Origin of the sequence: Herbaspirillum lusitanum, from assembly GCF_046025995.1 — a bacterium.
Taxonomy (GTDB): domain Bacteria; phylum Pseudomonadota; class Gammaproteobacteria; order Burkholderiales; family Burkholderiaceae_D; genus Herbaspirillum; species Herbaspirillum lusitanum_A.
Window position 1 is genome coordinate 579,098 of record NZ_JAQQFM010000002.1, and the last position, 18,503, is coordinate 597,600.

Below are 18,503 nucleotides of genomic sequence, written 5' to 3' on the forward strand. Positions count from 1 at the left end.
TCTTTTTTGCCTTTGTTCCGCAGCTGGTATTTTCACCGCAGCGGGCAGGGCGCATCTGCGTCTTTTGGCATCCGCATTTAAGCTGCCTGCGCGCTAAGCCCGCAGGCGCTCATCGCTATTGCCGCTTTTGAGTTGGGTGCGATGGATGTCTGTGCTGATTACCTGAGCAGGCCTCAGGCCGATGAGACGACATCAGGCTGCACGAACAAGCCGCTGGCCAGGCCAGGGTCTGATGTGCTGCGAGTATCGGAAAGAAAGTAGGAAGGAGTTGCCTGCGAGGAAATCTGAAGCTGGTTCAGATTTCAGACAACGCCGAGTCGGCGGCCGACCGAGCGCATGCTGCTTTGGCCGTCCGGGCCGTAAAAGCTGCCGCCTTGAACCTTGCCTTGCAGAATGGTCATGGCATTCTGTGTCAACGCCATTTTCTTGCCGATCAGCAAGCCATTGACGCGATTCAGTTCTTTTGCCTCTTGCGCCAGTTCAAACAGTTCGCTCCAGAGTTGGCGAGCCTCATCCGAGCCTTGCTGATCCATCCATTGCTGCATGCCGTTTTCATCTGCGCCAAAGCCGAGCGCGGCCAGCAACTTGTGGCGTTCACCGGCAAAGGTAGCCATTTCATAAACGATCTGGGCTTTTGCGCTGATGAGGTCGGTGATGCCTTCGGCATCGGTTTGCGCCAGCAGCACCTGTTCCTGCTGCAGATTGCCGACCAGACGCGACAAGGCGTCTTTTTCCTGCGCGAGGCGGTCTGAGGGCTGAGCGGAAACTGTGTTCATGAGATATCTCTGGGTAGCTCTTTACTTGCTTATTTACTTGCGGGCACCGATCAGACCCTTGACGGTATCGAGCAGGCCGGTGGCAATTTTTTCCGGATCAATCTGGAATTGGCCGCTGGCGATGGCGGCCTTGATTTCAGCCACTTTCTTCGCATCAAAGGTGCCGCCGGTGTTGGTCACCTTGGCTTCCAGCGTTTGATAGGTCGTCGACAGACGTACGCTGTCCGAAGTATTTGGCGTCGTGCTGGCCGGAGTGCTTTGCGTGCCAACTGCGGTCGACGTGCTGCCTGCTGTATTGCCAGGGCTACGCGTCGGGGCAGTTGCAGCATCCTGCAATCCGGTTCCACTTTTGAGGGCGTCATTAACGTTCACGGCATCATCCTTGTTTATGGCGGTTGATTAAATCCGCCTGTCGCTTAGATTATCGGCGATTTTGTCGCAAACTTTAATCTCAAAAGCATTTCATTTGGTCTTGCAGTCACTTATTTTGTAAAGAGACGTAATCCGTTGCCAGATCAATAATTGATTTCAAGAATTCCGCCTGGTTTGGCGATGCCGCTGACCACCTGGCCGGCAGAAGTCTTGGCTTGCGCCAGCTGCCCTTCGGTGGCATTGGTCAGGGCGCGTGCCTCGGTCGAAATCTGGAAGCCTGCGCCTATCGATACGACCCGTACCGGCTGCCCTTGTTGCACTACGCGCTGATTGCGGATCGCATCCATGCGCAACGGCGTGCCGGCACGCAAAGACATCGCAGCGACCCGGCCGACGGCCTGCGACTCTTCTGTGATCACGCCAGTTGGCAAGGTCGACAGATCACCCTTGAGGCGCGTGACATCGTTGGGGCCGATGGTCTGGCCTTGTGCCAACGGCGTCGCGGTCACGAAATAATCCGCCATCACTTGTACGTTGGCACGCACATAAATCGTCCACGGCGAAGGTGCTACGCATTTCAGTCCGACTGTGGTTTTGCCCCACAGGCGGGCGCCGTTCGGCATGAAGGCCTGCGGTTCAAGACAGGCCGCCAGAATCAGTCGCGAATCGACGGGATCGACTGAAATCGTTATCTGACCCGGCATGCCGGAGGTCTGCTGCTTCAAAAATTGTTCAGCTGCTTGTTGCAGATCTGCCAATTTCTGGCGCGGTGGATTCTGGCCGTTGAGGCCGGCGTCGCCCGGCAAATTTTGCGCTTGAGTAACAAAAGGTGCGCACAAGAGCGGCAGCGCAAACAGCAGCGAAGTCAGGGAGTGAAGCAGCAGGCGGGGCGAAAATTTCATGGCGGGCAAATCGGCCTGCAGGCGCAGACCAGGGGCATATCTTGCCAGCAATGGTACTTTGCGCGCGCGAGCTCAAAAGGCCGAACAAGGCGTAGTTTTATCGCCTTATTGGGCATTAAAGTTTCCGGTGCAACCGTATGATCGACGCTATGTAATTCCCATCATCGGCGCAATCCGTACTAACTTTAGGATGTATTTGTAAGTACGGGGCGAAACGAACGGGTCGATATGTCAGGAGGACTCAATGGTCTCAAAACTGGATGATTACCTGCGCTTCAACGAACTGGCCCTGAATCTGCGATCGCAGCGCCAGCAGTTGATTGCTTCCAATATTGCCAATGCCGATACGCCGAACTACAAGGCGCGCGATATCGATTTTGCCAAGACTTTGCAAAACGCACTCGACAACAAGTCGAGCGCCACGCCTCCGTTGGCGATGGCACTGACCGCTGGTGCGCACATTGCCGGGGCTGAGCTGGGCGGTGAAAGCAGCATCGGCGGTTCGCCCTTGCAATATCGCACCGTGACGCAAGGCAGTGTCGATGGCAATACCGTGGATATGGATGTCGAGCGCAACCAGTTCACCGATAACGCAATTCGCTACGAAGCTGCCGTGACCGCCATCAACGGCCAGCTGAAAAGTCTGTCCGCCGCAATCCAGCCGGGGTAATAACTCATGTCCTTATCCAACATCTTTGACGTCGCCGGCTCCGCCATGAGTGCGCAGTCGCAACGCTTGAATGCAGTGGCCAGCAATATCGCCAACGCCGATAGCGCCACCAGTCCTGACGGTACGCCGTACAAGGCCAAGCAGGTCGTTTTTGCGGCCGTGCCGGTCGGCGGAATCTCCGACAGCGGGGTCAAGGTCGCCGCCGTGGTGGAAGACCAGGCGCCGCCCAAGCTGGTCTACGATCCCAAGCATCCGCTGGCCGATGGCAATGGCTATGTCGCCATGCCCAACGTCAATCCGGTCGAAGAGATGGTCAACATGATCTCGGCTTCGCGCTCTTATCAAACCAACGTGGAAACCATGAATACGGCCAAGTCCATGTTGATGAAAACACTCACCATCGGTCAATAGGAAATTTTTAATCATGGCTACAGTCTCTAACGATTTGCTGTCGACGATGAATACGGCTACTACTGCCGCCAGTTCAAGTTCGTCCTCAGGCCTTACCGCAAACAGCCCGCAGGATATTCAGGATCGTTTCCTGAAGCTGCTGGTGGCGCAGATGAACAATCAGGATCCCAGCAATCCTATGGATAACTCGCAGTTGACCAGCCAGCTGGCGCAACTGTCGACGGTGTCGGGCATCAGCCAGCTGAACACCACGCTGTCGACGCTGATGAGCAATCTGAACTCCTCAACCTCGCTGCAATCGGCCAATATGATCGGCCACAGCGTGCTGGCGCCTGGCAGCAATGTCACGCTGACTTCGGATACCACTACGGCGACCGACGGTACATCGACTACCACCCAGAAAGCGATCTTCGGTGTGCAGCTGGATTCCGCAGCCAGCAGCGTCAATGTCACCATCAAGGACTCGACCGGCAAGGTCGTGCACCAGCTGGATCTGGGCAGCCAGGCAGCCGGCACTTTGCCGATTATCTGGGACGGCACCACCGATACCGGCGCCAAGGCGGCCGACGGTCAATACACATTTACGGTGACAGCAGCCAATGCAGGCGTGGGCGTGAACGCTACTGCGCTTTCCTTCGGTACGGTCTCCAGCGTCTCCACCGGTACTGACGGCGTCAAACTCAATGTATCGAACATCGGAACCATCAAGCCAACTGATGTGGTTCAAATTCTTTAATCAGATTCAATCCAAATTTTCGACTTGTCCGGTCATCGAGGGGGATAGCAAATGAGTTTTCAACAAGGTCTCAGCGGTCTGAATGGCGCTGCAAAAAGTCTGGAAGTGACCGGCAACAACGTCGCGAACGCCAGTACTGTCGGCTTCAAGCAGGCCCAGGCGCAGTTTGCGGACATGTACGCAAATTCGATGAACCGTTCCGGCAATTCGCCGGTCGGTATCGGCGTCTCGGTTGCCAATGTGGCTCAGCAATTCACTCAGGGCAATATCACCACCAGCAACAATCCCCTGGATGTGGCGATCAATGGCGATGGCTTTTTCCGGATGGTGAGCAGCATCACCAATCAGGCGCCGCTGTATGGCCGCAATGGTCAGTTCGAGCTGGATAAGAACGGTTACATCATCAATCCGAGCGAGAACGGCGCTTATCTGACTGGCTGGCCTGCAGGCGTGACCGGCGGTGATGCCGTACCGCTGCAAATCGACACCGCGGCCTTGCCTGCGACGGCAACCACCAAGGTCTCGACCAAGGTCAATCTGGATTCGCGTCTGAGCTCTCCGACCGTGACGCCCTTCGATCCTTCTAACTCGAATTCGTACAATAACTCGACCGGCGTGACGGCGTATGACAGCCTCGGTAACACCTACAACGTACAGACATACTACGTAAAGGGTGCGACGACGACATCGCCTGTGACGACCTCCTGGGACGTCTACGCAACGGTTGACGGTGCGGTTGCTCCTGCGACTACGCCACCGACCAAGCTGGGGTCGATGACTTTCGACGCTACCGGCGCGATGACTGCCAATACCGCGACTTCGATCAATCTGTCGACGTTTGCCAAAGCTGGCGCGACCATGGGCTCCATTGCCCTGGATTACACCGGCTCTACTCAGACCGGTTCTTCCTTCGTCAATCTTGCGCAATCCCAGGATGGCATGGCACCCGGTACGTTGAGCAGTTTCAGTATCGGCAAGGACGGTCAGATCATCGGCAGTTACAGCAACAGCCAGACAAAGTCGCTGGGTCAGGTATTGCTGGTCAACTTTGCCAATCCCAACGGTCTGCAACCGATCGGCAACAACCTGTACACGGCATCGTCTGATGCCGGTGTGCCACTGATCGGCACCCCGACCACTGGCAGCTTCGGCACCTTGCAGGCACGTGCGGTGGAAGATTCCAACGTTGACCTGACGGCCGAACTGGTCAACATGATCGTGGCGCAGCGTGTGTATCAGGCCAATGCGCAAACCATCAAGGTGCAGGACACGATTCTGCAGACACTGGTCAGCTTGCGTTGATTCAAGCGCTGTTGCTGCTGGTTCAACGCCGGCATCAAATGTAGAAGATGGAAACAATGGCGGCCTTCGGGCCTGCCATTCAGAGGGGTACTATGGATCGTTTGATTTATACCGCAATGTCCGGCGCCAAGCACACCTTGGAGCAGCAGGCCAACGCCAGCAACAATCTGGCCAATGCGACGACGACGGGTTTCCGTTCGCAGCTCAATACCTTCCGTGCAGCTCCGGTGGTCGGCGATGGTTTGGCGACGCGCACCTTCGTGGTGGACTCCACCGCCGGCAGCGATTTTTCCACCGGCACGATTCAGGATACCGGCCGTGCGCTCGACGTTGCGGTGCAGGGCAAGGGCTGGATCGCGGTGCAGACTGCGGATGGCGGCGAAGCCTATACCCGTAACGGCAGTTTCAAAATGAATGCAAACGGCATCCTGCAAACGCAGTCGGGTCTGAGCGTGGTGGGTGATGGCGGTCCCATCAGCATCCCGCCTGATGTGACCGTGGCGATCGCGTCCGACGGTACGGTGTCTTCGATTCCGACTACAGGCGTCCCCAATGCGGTCAATGTGCTGGGTCGCATCAAACTGGTCAATCCAGATGAAAAAAGCCTGATGCGCGGCGACGACGGACTGTTCCGCGTTACCAATGCCACGCAGGCCCCGGCCGACGCCAATGTGCGCCTGGCCACTGGCGCCCTCGAAGGCAGCAATGTCAACGTGGTGGAGTCCATGGTCAACATGATCAATTTGTCACGTCAGTTCGAACTGAACATGAAACTGATGCAAACAGCAGAAAGCGACGCCACCAAGGCGACGCAGATTCTTTCCCTGAGCTGATAGCGGATTACCGGAGAAATAAATGATTCGTTCCCTGTGGATTTCAAAAACTGGTCTGGATGCGCAACAAACGCAACTGGACGTGATCTCCAATAACCTGGCTAACGTCAGCACCAACGGCTTCAAGCGTTCGCGCGCCGTGTTCGAAGATCTGCTGTATCAGACCGTGCGTCAGCCCGGCGCGCAGTCGTCGCAGCAGACCCAATTGCCTTCCGGTCTGCAAATCGGTACCGGTGTGCGTCCGGTTGCCACCGAGCGCATCTTCACTCAGGGCAATGTGAACCAGACCAGCAATGACAAGGATCTGGCGATTCAGGGCGCCGGTTTCTTCCAGATTCTGATGCCGGACGGCACCACTGCCTATACCCGTGACGGTTCGTTCCAGACCGACAGCCAGGGCCAATTGGTGACGTCCAGCGGCTACACGCTGCAACCGCCGATTACGGTCCCGCTGAACACCACCAAGCTGAGCATTGGCCGTGACGGTACCGTCTCGATCACTCAGGCCGGCGCTGCCGCTTCGACCCAGATCGGCACCATTCAGGTAGCGACCTTCATCAATCCTACCGGTCTGGAAAGCAAGGGCGAAAACCTTTACGTCGAAACCGCTTCGTCCGGTGCGCCAAATCCGAATACCCCGGGCACCAATGGCGCGGGCGCCTTGTGGCAGGGTTATGTCGAAACATCGAATGTGAACGTGGTGGAAGAACTGGTCAGCATGATCCAGACCCAGCGCGCTTATGAAATCAACAGCAAGGCCATCACTACGTCGGATCAGATGCTGGCCAAACTGTCGCAGCTGTAATTGATGCAGTGATGTGAGGTGCTGATTTCAGCAGTGCTTGCGGACAGCTGGATAGTCGCCAAGGTCTTCCGCGACGCTGACCGCAGTGAAATCAGTGGCCTGCAATTTGAGTGGCAAAGCGTTTGAAAACAGAGTTCAGAGTTGAAAGAGGGATGAGGCAGACATGAAACCGTTGCTGAAACTTGCCGCCATCGCCGGAGCCATTGCAGTTACCGGTTGTACTACCGTTCCAGAAAGCATCGTCACCGGACCGATGACGGCGCGGCCGCAGCCTGCTTCCTATCCGCCGCCGACGACCGGCGCGATTTTCCAGTCGACTGCTTATCGTCCTTTGCTCGAAGATCGCCGTGCGCGTCTGGTGGGTGACACGCTGGTCATCGTGATCAACGAAAAGACCGCCGCTGCCAAGTCGGCAGGCAGTTCCGCCAGCAAGACTGGTACCGTGGCGACGACTGCGCCGAGCATCTTCGGCACCTCCATCAAGGAACTGGCCGCCAGCGGCAGTTCATCCAACAAGTTTGAAGACAAGGGCGCTACCACCTCCAGCAATACCTTCACCGGCACCATCGGCGTGACCGTGACCGAGGTGCTGCCGAACGGCAATCTGGTCGTCAGCGGCGAGAAGCAGGTGGCCTTGGACAAGGGCGTTGAGTACGTGCGTTTTTCCGGCACCGTCAGTCCCGACAATATCGCCACAGGCAATACCGTTTCGTCGACCGTGGTGTCCGACGCCAAGGTCGAATATCGCACCAATACCCGGGTCGACATGGCTGAGTTCATGTCCTCGATTTCTCGCTTCTTCTTTAGCGTTTCGCCTTTCTGATGTGGAGTACTGCAATGTTTGAAAGGTCTTTCGCGTTCATCACGACGCCCGTTTCGATACGCAAGGCGGCTGCCGCCGCGCTGGCCTGTTTCAGTCTGGCCGGCGTGATGTCGGCCGCGCATGCGGAGCGTCTGAAAGATCTGGCCAGCATCCAGGGCGTGCGGCAAAACCAGTTGGTCGGCTACGGTCTCGTGGTCGGCCTCGACGGTAGCGGTGACCAGACGACGCAAACGCCATTCACGGTACAAAGCGTGATCAGCATGTTGCAACAACTGGGCGTGAATCTGCCCAGCACTTCCACCAGCAACATGCAGCTCAAGAACGTGGCGGCGGCGATGGTGACGGCAAGTCTGCCGGCCTTTGCTCAGCCCGGCCAGCAACTGGATGTGACGGTATCGTCCATCGGTAACGCCAAAAGCATTCGCGGCGGCACCTTGTTGATGGCGCCGCTGAAAGGCGCCGACGGCCAGATTTATGCAATCGCACAGGGCAATGTGGTGATCGGCGGCGCGGGTGCTTCGGCAGCCGGCAGCAGCACGACCATCAATCACCTGAGCGCAGGTCGTATTTCCAACGGTGCAACGGTGGAGCGTGCCGTGCCGACCACGCTGGGCGCCGGCGACATGATCAATCTGGAGCTCAACGACAACGACTTTTCCACCGCCAGCCGGGTGGTGGAAGCGGTCAACAAACGCTTCGGCATGGATACCGCGGTGGCGCAGGATGGCCGTGTGATTCGCGTGCGGGCGCCGCTGTCGAATGGCGACCGCGTGTCCTTCCTCGGGGCGCTGGAAAACATCGATGTCACGCCAGGCCGTGTGGCGGCCAAGGTCATTCTGAATGCGCGTACCGGCTCGGTGGTGATGAATCAGAGCGTGATGCTGGATACCTGCGCGGTATCGCACGGCAATCTGTCCGTGGTGATCAGCGCCGACAACAGTGTCAGCCAGCCGAATGCACTGGCCGGAGGCCAGACTGCTTCCAATCAGAATGCCCAGATTTCGATCAACAAAGAGCCGGGCAAGGTCATGCTTTTGCGTGGCGGTGCGGCGCTGTCCGATGTGGTCAAGGCGCTCAATGCCATCGGTGCAACACCGCAGGATTTGCTGGCCATTTTGCAGGCCATGAAGGCCGCAGGTTCGCTGCGTGCTGAGCTTGAAGTGATTTAATCGGGCGATTAATCTTAATCATCAGGCCGAAAGACGGACGTGCGGCGTCCGTCGTATTGTTTGTGTGTCATTCAATGGATGTGCTCAGGATTGAATGACCGCCAAACGCCGACAGGACAACGCAGGAATTTCAAGGGTATTTCATGATCAACAACATCAACGCGTCGAATCCTACCGACGGCCTGGCAGTCGATGCAAATGGCCTGAACGGTTTGCGCGAAGCTGCCAAGCAGAATTCGCCGGAGGCGCTGAAAAGCACCGCCAAGCAATTCGAAGCGATGTTCCTGAACATGGTCATGAAAAGCATGCGTGACGCTACGCCGCAGGACGGTCCTTTCGACAATCAGCAGACCAAGATGTTTACATCGATGCTGGATCAGCAGATGAGCCAGAACCTGGCGCAGCGCGGCATCGGCTTGGCTGATGTGCTGACGCGTCAGTTGTCGGCCTCGCTGCCCAAGCAACTGCCGGGTGCCGAGGATTTGTTGCAGCAACAGCAACAGTTGGACGATGCGCTGCCGATGAGCTTGCCGCTGGCCAAGGATCTGACCGAGATGGACAAGGCCAAGCTGATGCAAAGCGTGGCCGGACATCGCCTGGCAGATGCCGCAGATGACAGAAACGGCAATGACAATTCGCGCAACAAACGTCGTACTTCGAACAAGCCTGCGCACGTAGAGGCGTTCCAGAACCGCCTGCAGGCTGACGCCGAGGTCGCCAGCAAGATGACCGGTATTCCGGCCAAGTTCATGCTGGCGCAAGCCGCGCTGGAAACCGGCTGGGGCAAGAAGGAGATCGTCGCCCGCGATGGTCGTTCCGCCCACAATCTGTTCGGCATCAAGGCCACCGGCAACTGGACCGGCAAGGTGGTCGAGGCCACCACCATTGAATACGTCAACGGCGTCGCCAAGCGCAAGGTGGAGAAATTCCGTGCTTACGATTCGTATGCGGATGCTTTCCGCGACTACGCCAATTTGCTGAAAAGCAATCCCCGCTACGAGAAGGTGCTGGCCAATGCGCAGGACGCGCATGGTTTCGCCTACGGCCTCCAGCGCGCCGGCTACGCGACCGATCCGCACTATGCGGAAAAGCTGTCGCGCATCATCCGTCAATCGCTGTCTGCATAAGCAAAAATTTCAGAATCGGCCTCCGGCCGGGCTAAAGTTTTTCAGCTAAATGCCGATGACAAGATTATTCCGTTAAAGAAGATCGAGCATGGCAACCAATATCTTTAGCATCGGCCAGAGCGCGTTGGCAGCAGCACAAGCCGCGCAGGCCACGACCGGTCACAATATCTCCAACGCAACCGTGGCGGGCTACAACCGCCAGGTGGTGGTGCAGAGCTCCGCCGGCGGGATCAACTATGGCGCCGGTTTCATTGGTCAGGGCACCAGCGTGACCGAGATCAAGCGGGTCTATAACGATTTCCTGACGAAGCAACAACTGGCCTCGCAGACGACGGCCAGTTCGCTCGACTCTTACTACTCGCAGATCAGCCAGCTGGACAATCTGCTGGCCGACAGCAGTGCCGGTCTGACGCCTGCATTGCAGGGTTTGTTTTCTTCGATTCAGGGCCTGGCCTCGAATCCGAACACGGATGCTTCACGGCAAGCCATGCTGTCGGCGGGTTCAACACTGGTGGCGCGCTTCCAGAGTCTGAACGATCAGATGGCGCAGAGCCGTACCAGCGTCAACAGCCAGATCACTTCCACTGTCGACACCATCAATTCGTATGCCACGCAACTGGCCGAACTGAACAAGGCCATCATCAAGGCGCAGGGCGCGAACGGCAATGCCGCGCCGAACGATTTGCTGGATCAGCGCGATCAGGTGATTGCCGAGCTCAACAAGTACACCAAGGTGGCGACGGTTCCTCAGGACAGCGGTGCCGTCAGCGTTTTCATCGGTACCGGCCAGCCGCTGGTGGTGGGCGATCAGGTTTCCAAACTGGTGGCGACCCCGTCTTCGGATGACCCGACCCGCCTGCAGATTTCCTATCAGATCACCAGCACCAAGACCGCACTGATTCCTGACAGCTCCTTCTATGACGGCGGCAGCCTCGGTGGTCTGCTGAAGTACCGCAGCGAGACGCTGGACTCGGCACAGAATACGCTGGGCCGCATTGCGACAGCATTGGGTACCACTCTCAATGATCAGATGAAGCTGGGTCTGGATCAGAACGGTGTTGCGGGCACGGATTTCTTCAACGTCGCTCCGGTGGCGGTGACAGGCAAGTCGACCAACAGCGCGACGGCCGCCTTGACCGCTACCATCACCAATGCGTCTGCATTGACCGTCAGCGATTACACGCTGAGCTACGACGGCACCAATTACACCCTGACCCGCCTTTCGGACAACACCAAGACCACCATGGTCGCGGCTGATTTCCCTAAGGTCATCGATGGCGTGACCTATGCCGGTGACGGCAGTGGTACCCCTGATGCGCCTACCATGACTGCGGGCGACAGCTTCCTGATCCAGCCGACGCGCAACGGTGCTGCATCGATCTCGATGGCCATGACCAATACGCAGAGCATCGCAGCGGCGGCGCCTATCGTGACGTCGATCAGCGCAACTACCGACATGGGCCTGAGCACCACCGGCAATCTCGGCAACGGAATCGTTTCCGGCGCGACGCTCGATACCGCGACCTTTGTTGCAGGCAGCAGCCAGACCTATACGTATGCAACCGGCACGCCCAACACCGTCACATTGTCGCCAGCGGCGTCGGTGGTAGTGACTGACACCAGCGGCAACTCGACGACGTATGCATCCGGTGCGGCAATTCCTTACGCGAGCGGTTCGACCTATAGCAGCGGTGGCGTAAGTTTCGCACTGAGCGGAACTCCGCAAAACGGTGACAAGTTCAAGTTCACGCCAGTGGCCGCTAATAGCGGCACGGCGACGGTGAGTGCCGGTTCGGTCGATTCGACTTATCTGGGTGCCCCGTTGGCTGCTGGCGCCAAGCTGACCTACACCTACAACTCCTCGGCGACGCCGCCGGGCTTTACGCCGCCGACTTCGCCGACCACCAGTGCGTACACCATCACGCATAAGGATGGCACCACGTCGACTGTGGCGGCCGGTGCCACCAATCTGCCTTATGTAGCGGGCGACACTTACACCTCGGGCGGCATCTCGTTCACCGTGAGCGGCCAGCCGAACAACGGCGACAAGTTCTACGTCCAGCCCAACACCAGCGGTGTAACGGACAACCGCAACGCCTTGCTGCTGGCAGGTCTGCAGACCAAGAATACGATCGGCAACACCAACTATCAGGGTTCGTATTCGCAGCTGGTCAGCACCATCGGCAACAAGACCAATGAAATCAATGTGACCAACACCGCCGAGAAGGCGCGTTTGTCGGCGATTACCCAGGAACAGCAATCCGAATCCGGCGTCAATCAGGACGAAGAACTGGCCAACATGATCAAGAACCAGCAGGCCTATCAGGCGGCGGCCAAGATCATTCAGGCGGCCAGCGACATGCTCAATACCTTGTTGACGCTGGGTAGCTAATTAAAAGGAAACTGAGATGCGTATCAGCACACAGATGTTGTATCAGATGAGCAATACCGAGCTGACCAGTATGCAAGGCTCGATCCTGAAGCTGAATCAGCAGATCAGCGCCGGTCAGAAAGTGCTCAATCCATCCGACGACCCGGTAGCTTCGGCACGTGCACTGGATCTGAGCCAGACCCAGGCGCTCAATGAACAGTATGTGACCAATCGCAAGAACGCCAACAGCTCGCTGGCGCAGGTGAGCAGCACGCTGGACAGCTATACCGACATGCTGACCAAGATCAAGTCCGACGTGATCAAGGCCGGCAATGCTTCTTACACCAATTCGGAGCGCGTCAATCTTGCCAGCGAACTGCAAGGCAACCTGAAAGAGGTTCTCGGTTACGCCAATGCGACCGACGGTCAGGGCAATTATCTGTTCTCCGGCTTCAAGAGCACCACGCAGCCGTTCACGCTGGATGGCAACGGCGGCGTTGTCTACAACGGCGATCAGGGCCAGATGAGTCTGCAGGTGGACTCCACCCGCCAGATGGACATCAGTGCATCCGGCCAGGCGATTTTCCAGGGCGGCGGCCAGGATGTGTTCAAGAGCATGAACGATCTGATCAGCCTGCTGGCAGTGCCTGTCACTGAGGCCGCGAACAATGCGGATGAACAAGCCGCCAATACCTTTAACTATCCGGTTGGCAGTTCCCCCGCGCAGTACCCGATCCAGGCTTACAAGGATGCCCAGACCGCGCTGGATGCGGCGTCGCCGACGGATCCCAATTACAACACGCTGTTCTCCAATGCAGCAGCGCTGAAACTGAAGTCGGATGCAGCGAATGCTGCGCGTACGCCGGTGGCTGGCAGTCAGGAAGCGCTGAGCCGCAAGCTGGCGCAGATGGGAACGGCGTTTTCTTCGATGATCGATACGGTGGGTACCACCACCGCTTCGGTCGGTGCGCGTCAGTCCGAACTGGATAATCTGGATGCGGCCGGTGCGGTGCAAAAGCAGAATTATCAGCAGACCATGAATGATTTACTGGGCGCCAACACCTCCGATGTCAGTGAGCTGGTCAGCGACCTGACACTCAAGTCGACCTACTTGTCGGCCGCGCAAAAGGTGTTCGTGTCGACCAGCAGCCTGACCTTGCTGAACTATCTGAAGTAAGCAGTACAGAGTTTTTACCGGTAAGAAAAAAGGGCGAACTTCGGTTCGCCCTTTTCATTTTCGCTGCTTCTGCTGATCGTATTTGCCTGTATTTGCCGGCACTTGCTGGTAACGGGGCAGGGTAGTTCGACCGGCCGGTACTGCGCCGCAGTGCCGACCGCAGGGGGAGTGCCGGCCTCAGGATTTGCCGCTGGTGTGCAGCCCCTTGTTCAGCGAATCGTCGCGATCCGAACGGCCTTGCATCTGCACCGCTTGTGCAGGCGAGGTGCCGTTCATCCCATTCTCAGTATTGGTCTGCATGTCGCCCCCCAGCGCCTGATACAGCGTCACCTGATTCTTCAGGCGATTGAGGCGGTTTTCGGCCAGCGAGGTCTCGGCGGTGCGGCGTTTTTCCTGTGCATCCAGCCAGGATTGCAGCGTAACCGAGCCGGCCCGGTAACGTAATTCATACAAGCGTTCCGCGCCTTGCGCTGCCTTCAGATTGGCGATCAGCAGTTGCTCCTGCGTCGCGTATTGCTGGCGTGCCGAGAGCGCGTTTTCGACATCGCTCAAGGCTGAATACAGCGTCTGCCGGAAAGTGACCACGGCGCTTTCGTAATCGGCCTGCGACACCTTCACATTCAGCTTCATCTCGTTCCACTGCAGGAAGGGCAGCACCAGTCCCGCGCCCAGCGTTCCTATCGGATTCTGCAAGACATTGCGCAAGGCATCGCTGCTGCCGCCGACCGAGCCGGTCAGGGTCAAGGTCGGATAGTAGCTCGTGCGTGTCGCATCCACAGTCGACAGCGATTCGCGCAGGCGCAGCTCAGCCGCGCGCAGGTCTGGCCGACGCGCCAGCAGATCGGCCGGCAAGCCCGCCTGCAGATTGGGCAGCGGATATTGCGGCAGGCGGTCCGGCAGCATGCGGGTCTTGCCCGGCGGGCTGTCGAACAGGATCGCCAGCGCGTTATTGTTTTCCACCTGTTGCTGCAGCAATTCGGTATGGCTGGATTGCTGGGTAATCAGATTTTGCTGCGCTTCCAGCACTTCCAGCGTGGAGACCGCGCCGGCCTTGTATTGCGTGTTGATCAGGTCCAGCGTCTTTTGCGCGTAAGCCATGCTTTCTTCGCTCACGGCGATGCGCTGGCTCAGATACGCGCCGTTCCAGTACAGGTTGGCGGTGGTGCCGATCAGCGTCAGCGCGGTGCTCTGACGATCCTGCTCGGTCGCCAGCGCCTCCCATTTCTTGGCGTCATAGGCGCTGTCCAGATGGCCCCAGAGATCCGCTTCGTAGCTCAGTGTGACGGAGGCCGAACTGGACTGGTAGCTGCTGTGATTGCCGCGCAGATTCTTGTTGCCGCTGGTGGACGTGCTCGAGCTCAGCGCCGGCACGCGCGCATCGTCAGCCAGCCCGGCAGTCAACTGCGCGCGCCGCACCTTGATGCCCGCCACCGCCAGATCATTGTTCTTGCGCAGCGCTTCGTCGATCAGCCGGTTCAGTTCGGCATCGCCGAACTGCTTCCACCACTGGTCGGCGGAGACCTCCTGCTCGGCGGTGCGATTGCTCCAGTTGGCCGGGATCTGCGTCTGCGGCGCCTCATAGGGTGTCTTCATCAGAGACCCGCAGCCGGCCAGCGTCAGCGCCAGCGCCAGCGGCGCCAGGCGCAGGCTCATGCGGTGCAAGGCGAAGCGCGGCACAGAGAGCTGCGGTGTTTGATCTAACTGGAATGACGGCATGTCGATTGCTTGCATGATTGAATTTTTCATTCTCTGGCCAGTGCGTCGACTGGATTCAGTTGGGCGGCGTTGCGCGCCGGCAGAAAGCCGAACACCACGCCGATCAGGGTCGAGCAGGTGAAGGCGGTGATGATCGATGTGGTCGAATACACCATCGTGAAATTGCTGATGAGATAGGACAGCAGCAGGCCGAAGGACAGCGCCAGCAATACGCCCAGCAGACCGCCGGCCAGGCACACCAGCACCGCTTCAATCAGGAACTGCTGCATGATGTCGCTCTGGCGCGCGCCGACCGCCATGCGCACGCCGATTTCGCGCGTGCGCTCGGTGACCGATACCAGCATGATATTCATCACGCCGATGCCGCCGACCACCAGTGAAATCAGCGCGATCAGCGAGACCAGCAAGGTCAGCGTGGCGGTGGTTTTTTCTATGGTCTGGCGAATGCTGTCGGTATTGAAAACGTAGAAGTCCTTGGTCCGATGGCGCATCGTCATCAGGTTGACGATGCCTTGCTCGGCGGCCGCGGTGGAGACCTGATCGCTCACGCGCACCGTGATGCCCTTCAGATAGTTCTGTCCCAGCAAACGGCTCATCGCTGTGGTATAGGGGATCCAGACATTGAGCGAGTCGTTGTTGCCGAAACCGTTTTCGCGCTTCTTGGTGACACCGATGATGCGGCAGGGCACGCTGCCCAGGAAGATCACTTCACCGAGCGGATTGCTGCCATTGGGGAATAGCTTGACGCGCGTGTTGGCATCGATCACCACGTCCTGCGTGCGGCGCGTGACGCTGTCTTGGTTGAAGCTCTGTCCCAGTTCGAACTCCAGGCCGCGCACGCGGAAATACTGCTCGCCGACCCCATTGATGGTAGCCGTTACCGAGATGTTGCCGTAACGCGCCGACGACGAGGTGGCGACGCTGGGCGTCACGCTGTCGACGAAATTCTGTTCGGCCAGAGCATAGGCATCGGCCGGCACCAGGGTTCTGATCGCAGCCGATTTCATATCGCCGAAATCGGCGCCGGGGAAGATGTCGATGGTGTTGGTGCCCATCGAACTGATGTCTTTCAGAATGCGCTCGCGCGAGCCGGCGCCGAGCGCCACCACCGACACCACCGACGCAATGCCGATGATGATGCCGAGCATGGTCAGGAAGCTGCGCAGCTTGTGCGCATTCATCGCCAGCAGCGACATGTGGAAGGCTTCTTTCAGGCGATCCAGATTGGCGCGCCATGGCCTGGCCTGCGCCTGAACCGGTTTGACCAGCGCCGGCGGCGCCGGCGCTGCTGCCGCATCCGGCTGAGCCCGGTCGGCAATGATGGCGCCGTCGCTGATTTCGATGATGCGGCGCGCATGCTGCGCCACCTGCATATCGTGGGTGACGATGATGATGGTGTGGCCTTCGGCGTTGAGCTCCTTGAGGATGTTCATCACCTCCTGCCCGCTGTGGCTGTCGAGCGCACCGGTCGGCTCATCCGCCAGAATCACGTCGCCGCCGTTCATCAGCGCGCGCGCGATACTCACGCGCTGCTGCTGGCCGCCGGAAAGCTGGCCGGGGCGATGGTGCATGCGATCCGCCAGGCCGAGCCGGCGCAGCAGCTCGGCCGAGCGCAGACGGCGGTCGCCGCTTTCCTTGCCGGCATACACCGCCGGCACTTCCACATTGCCTTGCGCGTTCAGGTCCGACAGCAGGTGATAGCGCTGAAAAATGAAGCCGAAATGTTCGCGCCGCAGTTGCGCCAGTTCATCCGGCGACAGTTGTCCGGTCTCGCGCCCGGCCACGCGGTAGCTGCCGAAGGTCGGCTTGTCGAGGCAGCCGAGAATATTCATCAGCGTCGATTTGCCCGAGCCCGAGGCGCCGACGATGGCGACCATCTCGCCGGCGTGAATGCGCAGATTGATGTTCTTGAGCACCGTGATGGTGCCTTCACCGGCGGGGAAATCCCGCTGCAGCTCGCTGATGTCCAGTAATGGTGTCGTCATGCCGCGCCTTACATCATGGGCGGCGGACCGCGGCGACCGGATGTCTGGCTATCGGCGGCCGTGCCGCCGGCGCTGCCGGTGATGACTTTTTCTCCGGCTTTCAGACCTTCGGTGATCTGCACCTGGGCATTGGTGTTGATGCCGATCTTCACGCTGCGTGCCTGCACCTGGCCGGCCTCATCCATCACATGCACGCTGTAGCTGCCGTCCTTGTGCTTTTCGCCGAGTGCGGTGGAGGGAATCACGATGGCGTTCCTGGCTTCCGCCAGCACGATGTAGACCTGAGTCGTCATCGAAATGCGCAGCTTGCCATCCGGATTGGGCACGTCCAGCAGACCGTTGTAATAGATGGCGGTCGAGCTTGAACTGCTCGACGATGAGGAGCTCGTCGAGGTGGTCGAGGTATCGTCCTGCAGGATGGAATCCGGCGCCGGCTCGATCGAGCGCAGTGTGGTGGTGTAAGGTTTGTCCGGCGCGCCGAGGATGGTGAAATTGACCGCCTGGCCGGGTTTGACCTTCACCACGTCGGCTTCGGAAATCTGCGCCTTGATGGTGACGGTATCCATGCGCGCCACCTTGATGATGGTCGGCGTGCTCTGGTTGGCGTTCACGGTCTGGCCTTCCTGCGCGACGATGGCGACTACCTCGCCGTCGATCGGTGAGGTGATCTTGGTATAGCCGAGGTTGACCTTGGCGTTATCCACCGCGATCTTGCCGCCGTCGATCTGCGCCTTCAGCGCTTCGATATCGGCCTTGGTGGTGTTGAGCGTGGCATCAGCCGTTTCGTAGTTCTCGCGCGAGGCGGCGTCGCCCGCCAGCATGGTCTTCTGGCGCTCGTAAGCAAGTTGCGCCTGCTTCAGCGTGATCTCTTTCGAACGCAGTTGGGCGCGCAGATTTTCCAGCGAGAATTCCTGCGTGCGCAGCGTATTGGCCTGCGTCAGCGAATCGATTTCGGCAATCAGCTGGCCCTTCTTGACTTGATCCCCGAGCGCCACCTTGAGCGACTTGATCTGGCCCGAGGCCTGCGAGCCGACACTGACCTGCTTATAGGCTTTGACGGTACCGCTGGCCATCACGGTGTCCTGGATGTCGGCGACGTTGGCGTTCGCGGTGAGATAGGCGGGGGCCGGCGGCGGCGCCAATACTTTGCGGGCGATGAGCCCGGCGACGACGATGGCGATGAACGCAAGTGCGAGGTACTTCTTGTTTTTTAGTATTTTGATATGCATACGAATGTAGACGGCGGAAATCCGCGCAGAGGATGAAACTCAGTGCGAGAGTGTGCCCGGTGCCTGGCTGTGCAATTGTTAAGACGCGCAAAATTTTTG

General features: G+C 58.7%; 17 protein-coding genes. 11 read left to right on the forward strand and 6 right to left on the reverse strand.

Annotated features, from left to right (window positions below; genetic code table 11):
- Positions 1 to 302: 302 nt before the first annotated feature.
- From PQR62_RS05590 to flgA, 3 genes are all read right to left on the reverse strand, one after another.
- Positions 303 to 776 carry a flagella synthesis protein FlgN gene (locus PQR62_RS05590; RefSeq protein ID WP_408155620.1) on the reverse strand — a complete coding sequence of 158 codons (474 nt, stop codon included), beginning with the start codon at positions 774 to 776 and terminating at the stop codon, positions 303 to 305.
- Positions 777 to 809: 33 nt separating this feature from the next.
- On the reverse strand, positions 810 to 1,148 hold the full coding sequence (flgM, locus tag PQR62_RS05595) for a flagellar biosynthesis anti-sigma factor FlgM (RefSeq protein WP_408155622.1): 339 nt from the start codon (positions 1,146 to 1,148) through the stop codon (positions 810 to 812).
- Positions 1,149 to 1,291: 143 nt separating this feature from the next.
- On the reverse strand, positions 1,292 to 2,050 hold the full coding sequence (gene flgA, locus PQR62_RS05600; protein ID WP_408155624.1) for a flagellar basal body P-ring formation chaperone FlgA: 759 nt from the start codon (positions 2,048 to 2,050) through the stop codon (positions 1,292 to 1,294).
- Positions 2,051 to 2,294: 244 nt separating this feature from the next.
- Between flgA and flgB the strand changes: the two genes are divergently transcribed.
- From flgB to flgL, 11 genes are all read left to right on the forward strand, one after another.
- Complete coding sequence (gene flgB, locus PQR62_RS05605) at positions 2,295 to 2,720, forward strand: flagellar basal body rod protein FlgB (RefSeq protein WP_408155626.1); 426 nt, start codon at positions 2,295 to 2,297, stop codon at positions 2,718 to 2,720.
- A 6-nt stretch (positions 2,721 to 2,726) separates the two neighbouring features.
- Positions 2,727 to 3,131, forward strand: a complete 405-nt coding sequence (flgC, locus tag PQR62_RS05610; RefSeq protein WP_408155627.1) for a flagellar basal body rod protein FlgC — start codon at positions 2,727 to 2,729, stop codon at positions 3,129 to 3,131.
- A 13-nt stretch (positions 3,132 to 3,144) separates the two neighbouring features.
- Positions 3,145 to 3,867 (forward strand): flagellar hook assembly protein FlgD, encoded by a 723-nt coding sequence (locus PQR62_RS05615; RefSeq protein ID WP_408155629.1) that lies wholly within the window; start codon positions 3,145 to 3,147, stop codon positions 3,865 to 3,867.
- 51 nt (positions 3,868 to 3,918) lie between these two features.
- Positions 3,919 to 5,169, forward strand: a complete 1,251-nt coding sequence (gene flgE / locus PQR62_RS05620) for a flagellar hook protein FlgE (protein WP_408155631.1) — start codon at positions 3,919 to 3,921, stop codon at positions 5,167 to 5,169.
- A gap of 92 nt (positions 5,170 to 5,261) precedes the next feature.
- Entirely contained in the window at positions 5,262 to 6,002 is a 741-nt protein-coding gene (gene flgF, locus PQR62_RS05625; protein ID WP_408155633.1) for a flagellar basal-body rod protein FlgF, read from the forward strand.
- 22 nt (positions 6,003 to 6,024) lie between these two features.
- Complete coding sequence (gene flgG / locus PQR62_RS05630; RefSeq protein WP_408155635.1) at positions 6,025 to 6,807, forward strand: flagellar basal-body rod protein FlgG; 783 nt, start codon at positions 6,025 to 6,027, stop codon at positions 6,805 to 6,807.
- 163 nt (positions 6,808 to 6,970) lie between these two features.
- Positions 6,971 to 7,630, forward strand: a complete 660-nt coding sequence (locus PQR62_RS05635) for a flagellar basal body L-ring protein FlgH (protein WP_408155637.1) — start codon at positions 6,971 to 6,973, stop codon at positions 7,628 to 7,630.
- A 14-nt stretch (positions 7,631 to 7,644) separates the two neighbouring features.
- Positions 7,645 to 8,799 carry a flagellar basal body P-ring protein FlgI gene (locus PQR62_RS05640; protein WP_408155639.1) on the forward strand — a complete coding sequence of 385 codons (1,155 nt, stop codon included), beginning with the start codon at positions 7,645 to 7,647 and terminating at the stop codon, positions 8,797 to 8,799.
- Between the two features lie 143 nt (positions 8,800 to 8,942).
- On the forward strand, positions 8,943 to 9,926 hold the full coding sequence (gene flgJ / locus PQR62_RS05645; protein WP_408155640.1) for a flagellar assembly peptidoglycan hydrolase FlgJ: 984 nt from the start codon (positions 8,943 to 8,945) through the stop codon (positions 9,924 to 9,926).
- An 88-nt stretch (positions 9,927 to 10,014) separates the two neighbouring features.
- Positions 10,015 to 12,318 (forward strand): flagellar hook-associated protein FlgK, encoded by a 2,304-nt coding sequence (gene flgK, locus PQR62_RS05650; protein ID WP_408155641.1) that lies wholly within the window; start codon positions 10,015 to 10,017, stop codon positions 12,316 to 12,318.
- Positions 12,319 to 12,334: 16 nt separating this feature from the next.
- Positions 12,335 to 13,474, forward strand: coding sequence for a flagellar hook-associated protein FlgL (gene flgL, locus PQR62_RS05655; RefSeq protein ID WP_408155642.1), 1,140 nt, complete (start codon positions 12,335 to 12,337; stop codon positions 13,472 to 13,474).
- Between the two features lie 177 nt (positions 13,475 to 13,651).
- Here the strand turns inward: flgL and PQR62_RS05660 are convergent, their stop codons facing one another.
- From PQR62_RS05660 to PQR62_RS05670, 3 genes are all read right to left on the reverse strand, one after another.
- The gene (locus PQR62_RS05660) at positions 13,652 to 15,127 is read right to left on the reverse strand and encodes an efflux transporter outer membrane subunit (protein ID WP_408155748.1); all 1,476 of its coding nucleotides are present in this window, start codon (positions 15,125 to 15,127) and stop codon (positions 13,652 to 13,654) included.
- An 89-nt stretch (positions 15,128 to 15,216) separates the two neighbouring features.
- The gene (locus PQR62_RS05665; protein WP_408155644.1) at positions 15,217 to 17,175 is read right to left on the reverse strand and encodes a MacB family efflux pump subunit; all 1,959 of its coding nucleotides are present in this window, start codon (positions 17,173 to 17,175) and stop codon (positions 15,217 to 15,219) included.
- An 8-nt stretch (positions 17,176 to 17,183) separates the two neighbouring features.
- Entirely contained in the window at positions 17,184 to 18,404 is a 1,221-nt protein-coding gene (locus tag PQR62_RS05670; protein ID WP_408155646.1) for an efflux RND transporter periplasmic adaptor subunit, read from the reverse strand.
- Between the last annotated feature and the right edge of the window lie 99 nt (positions 18,405 to 18,503).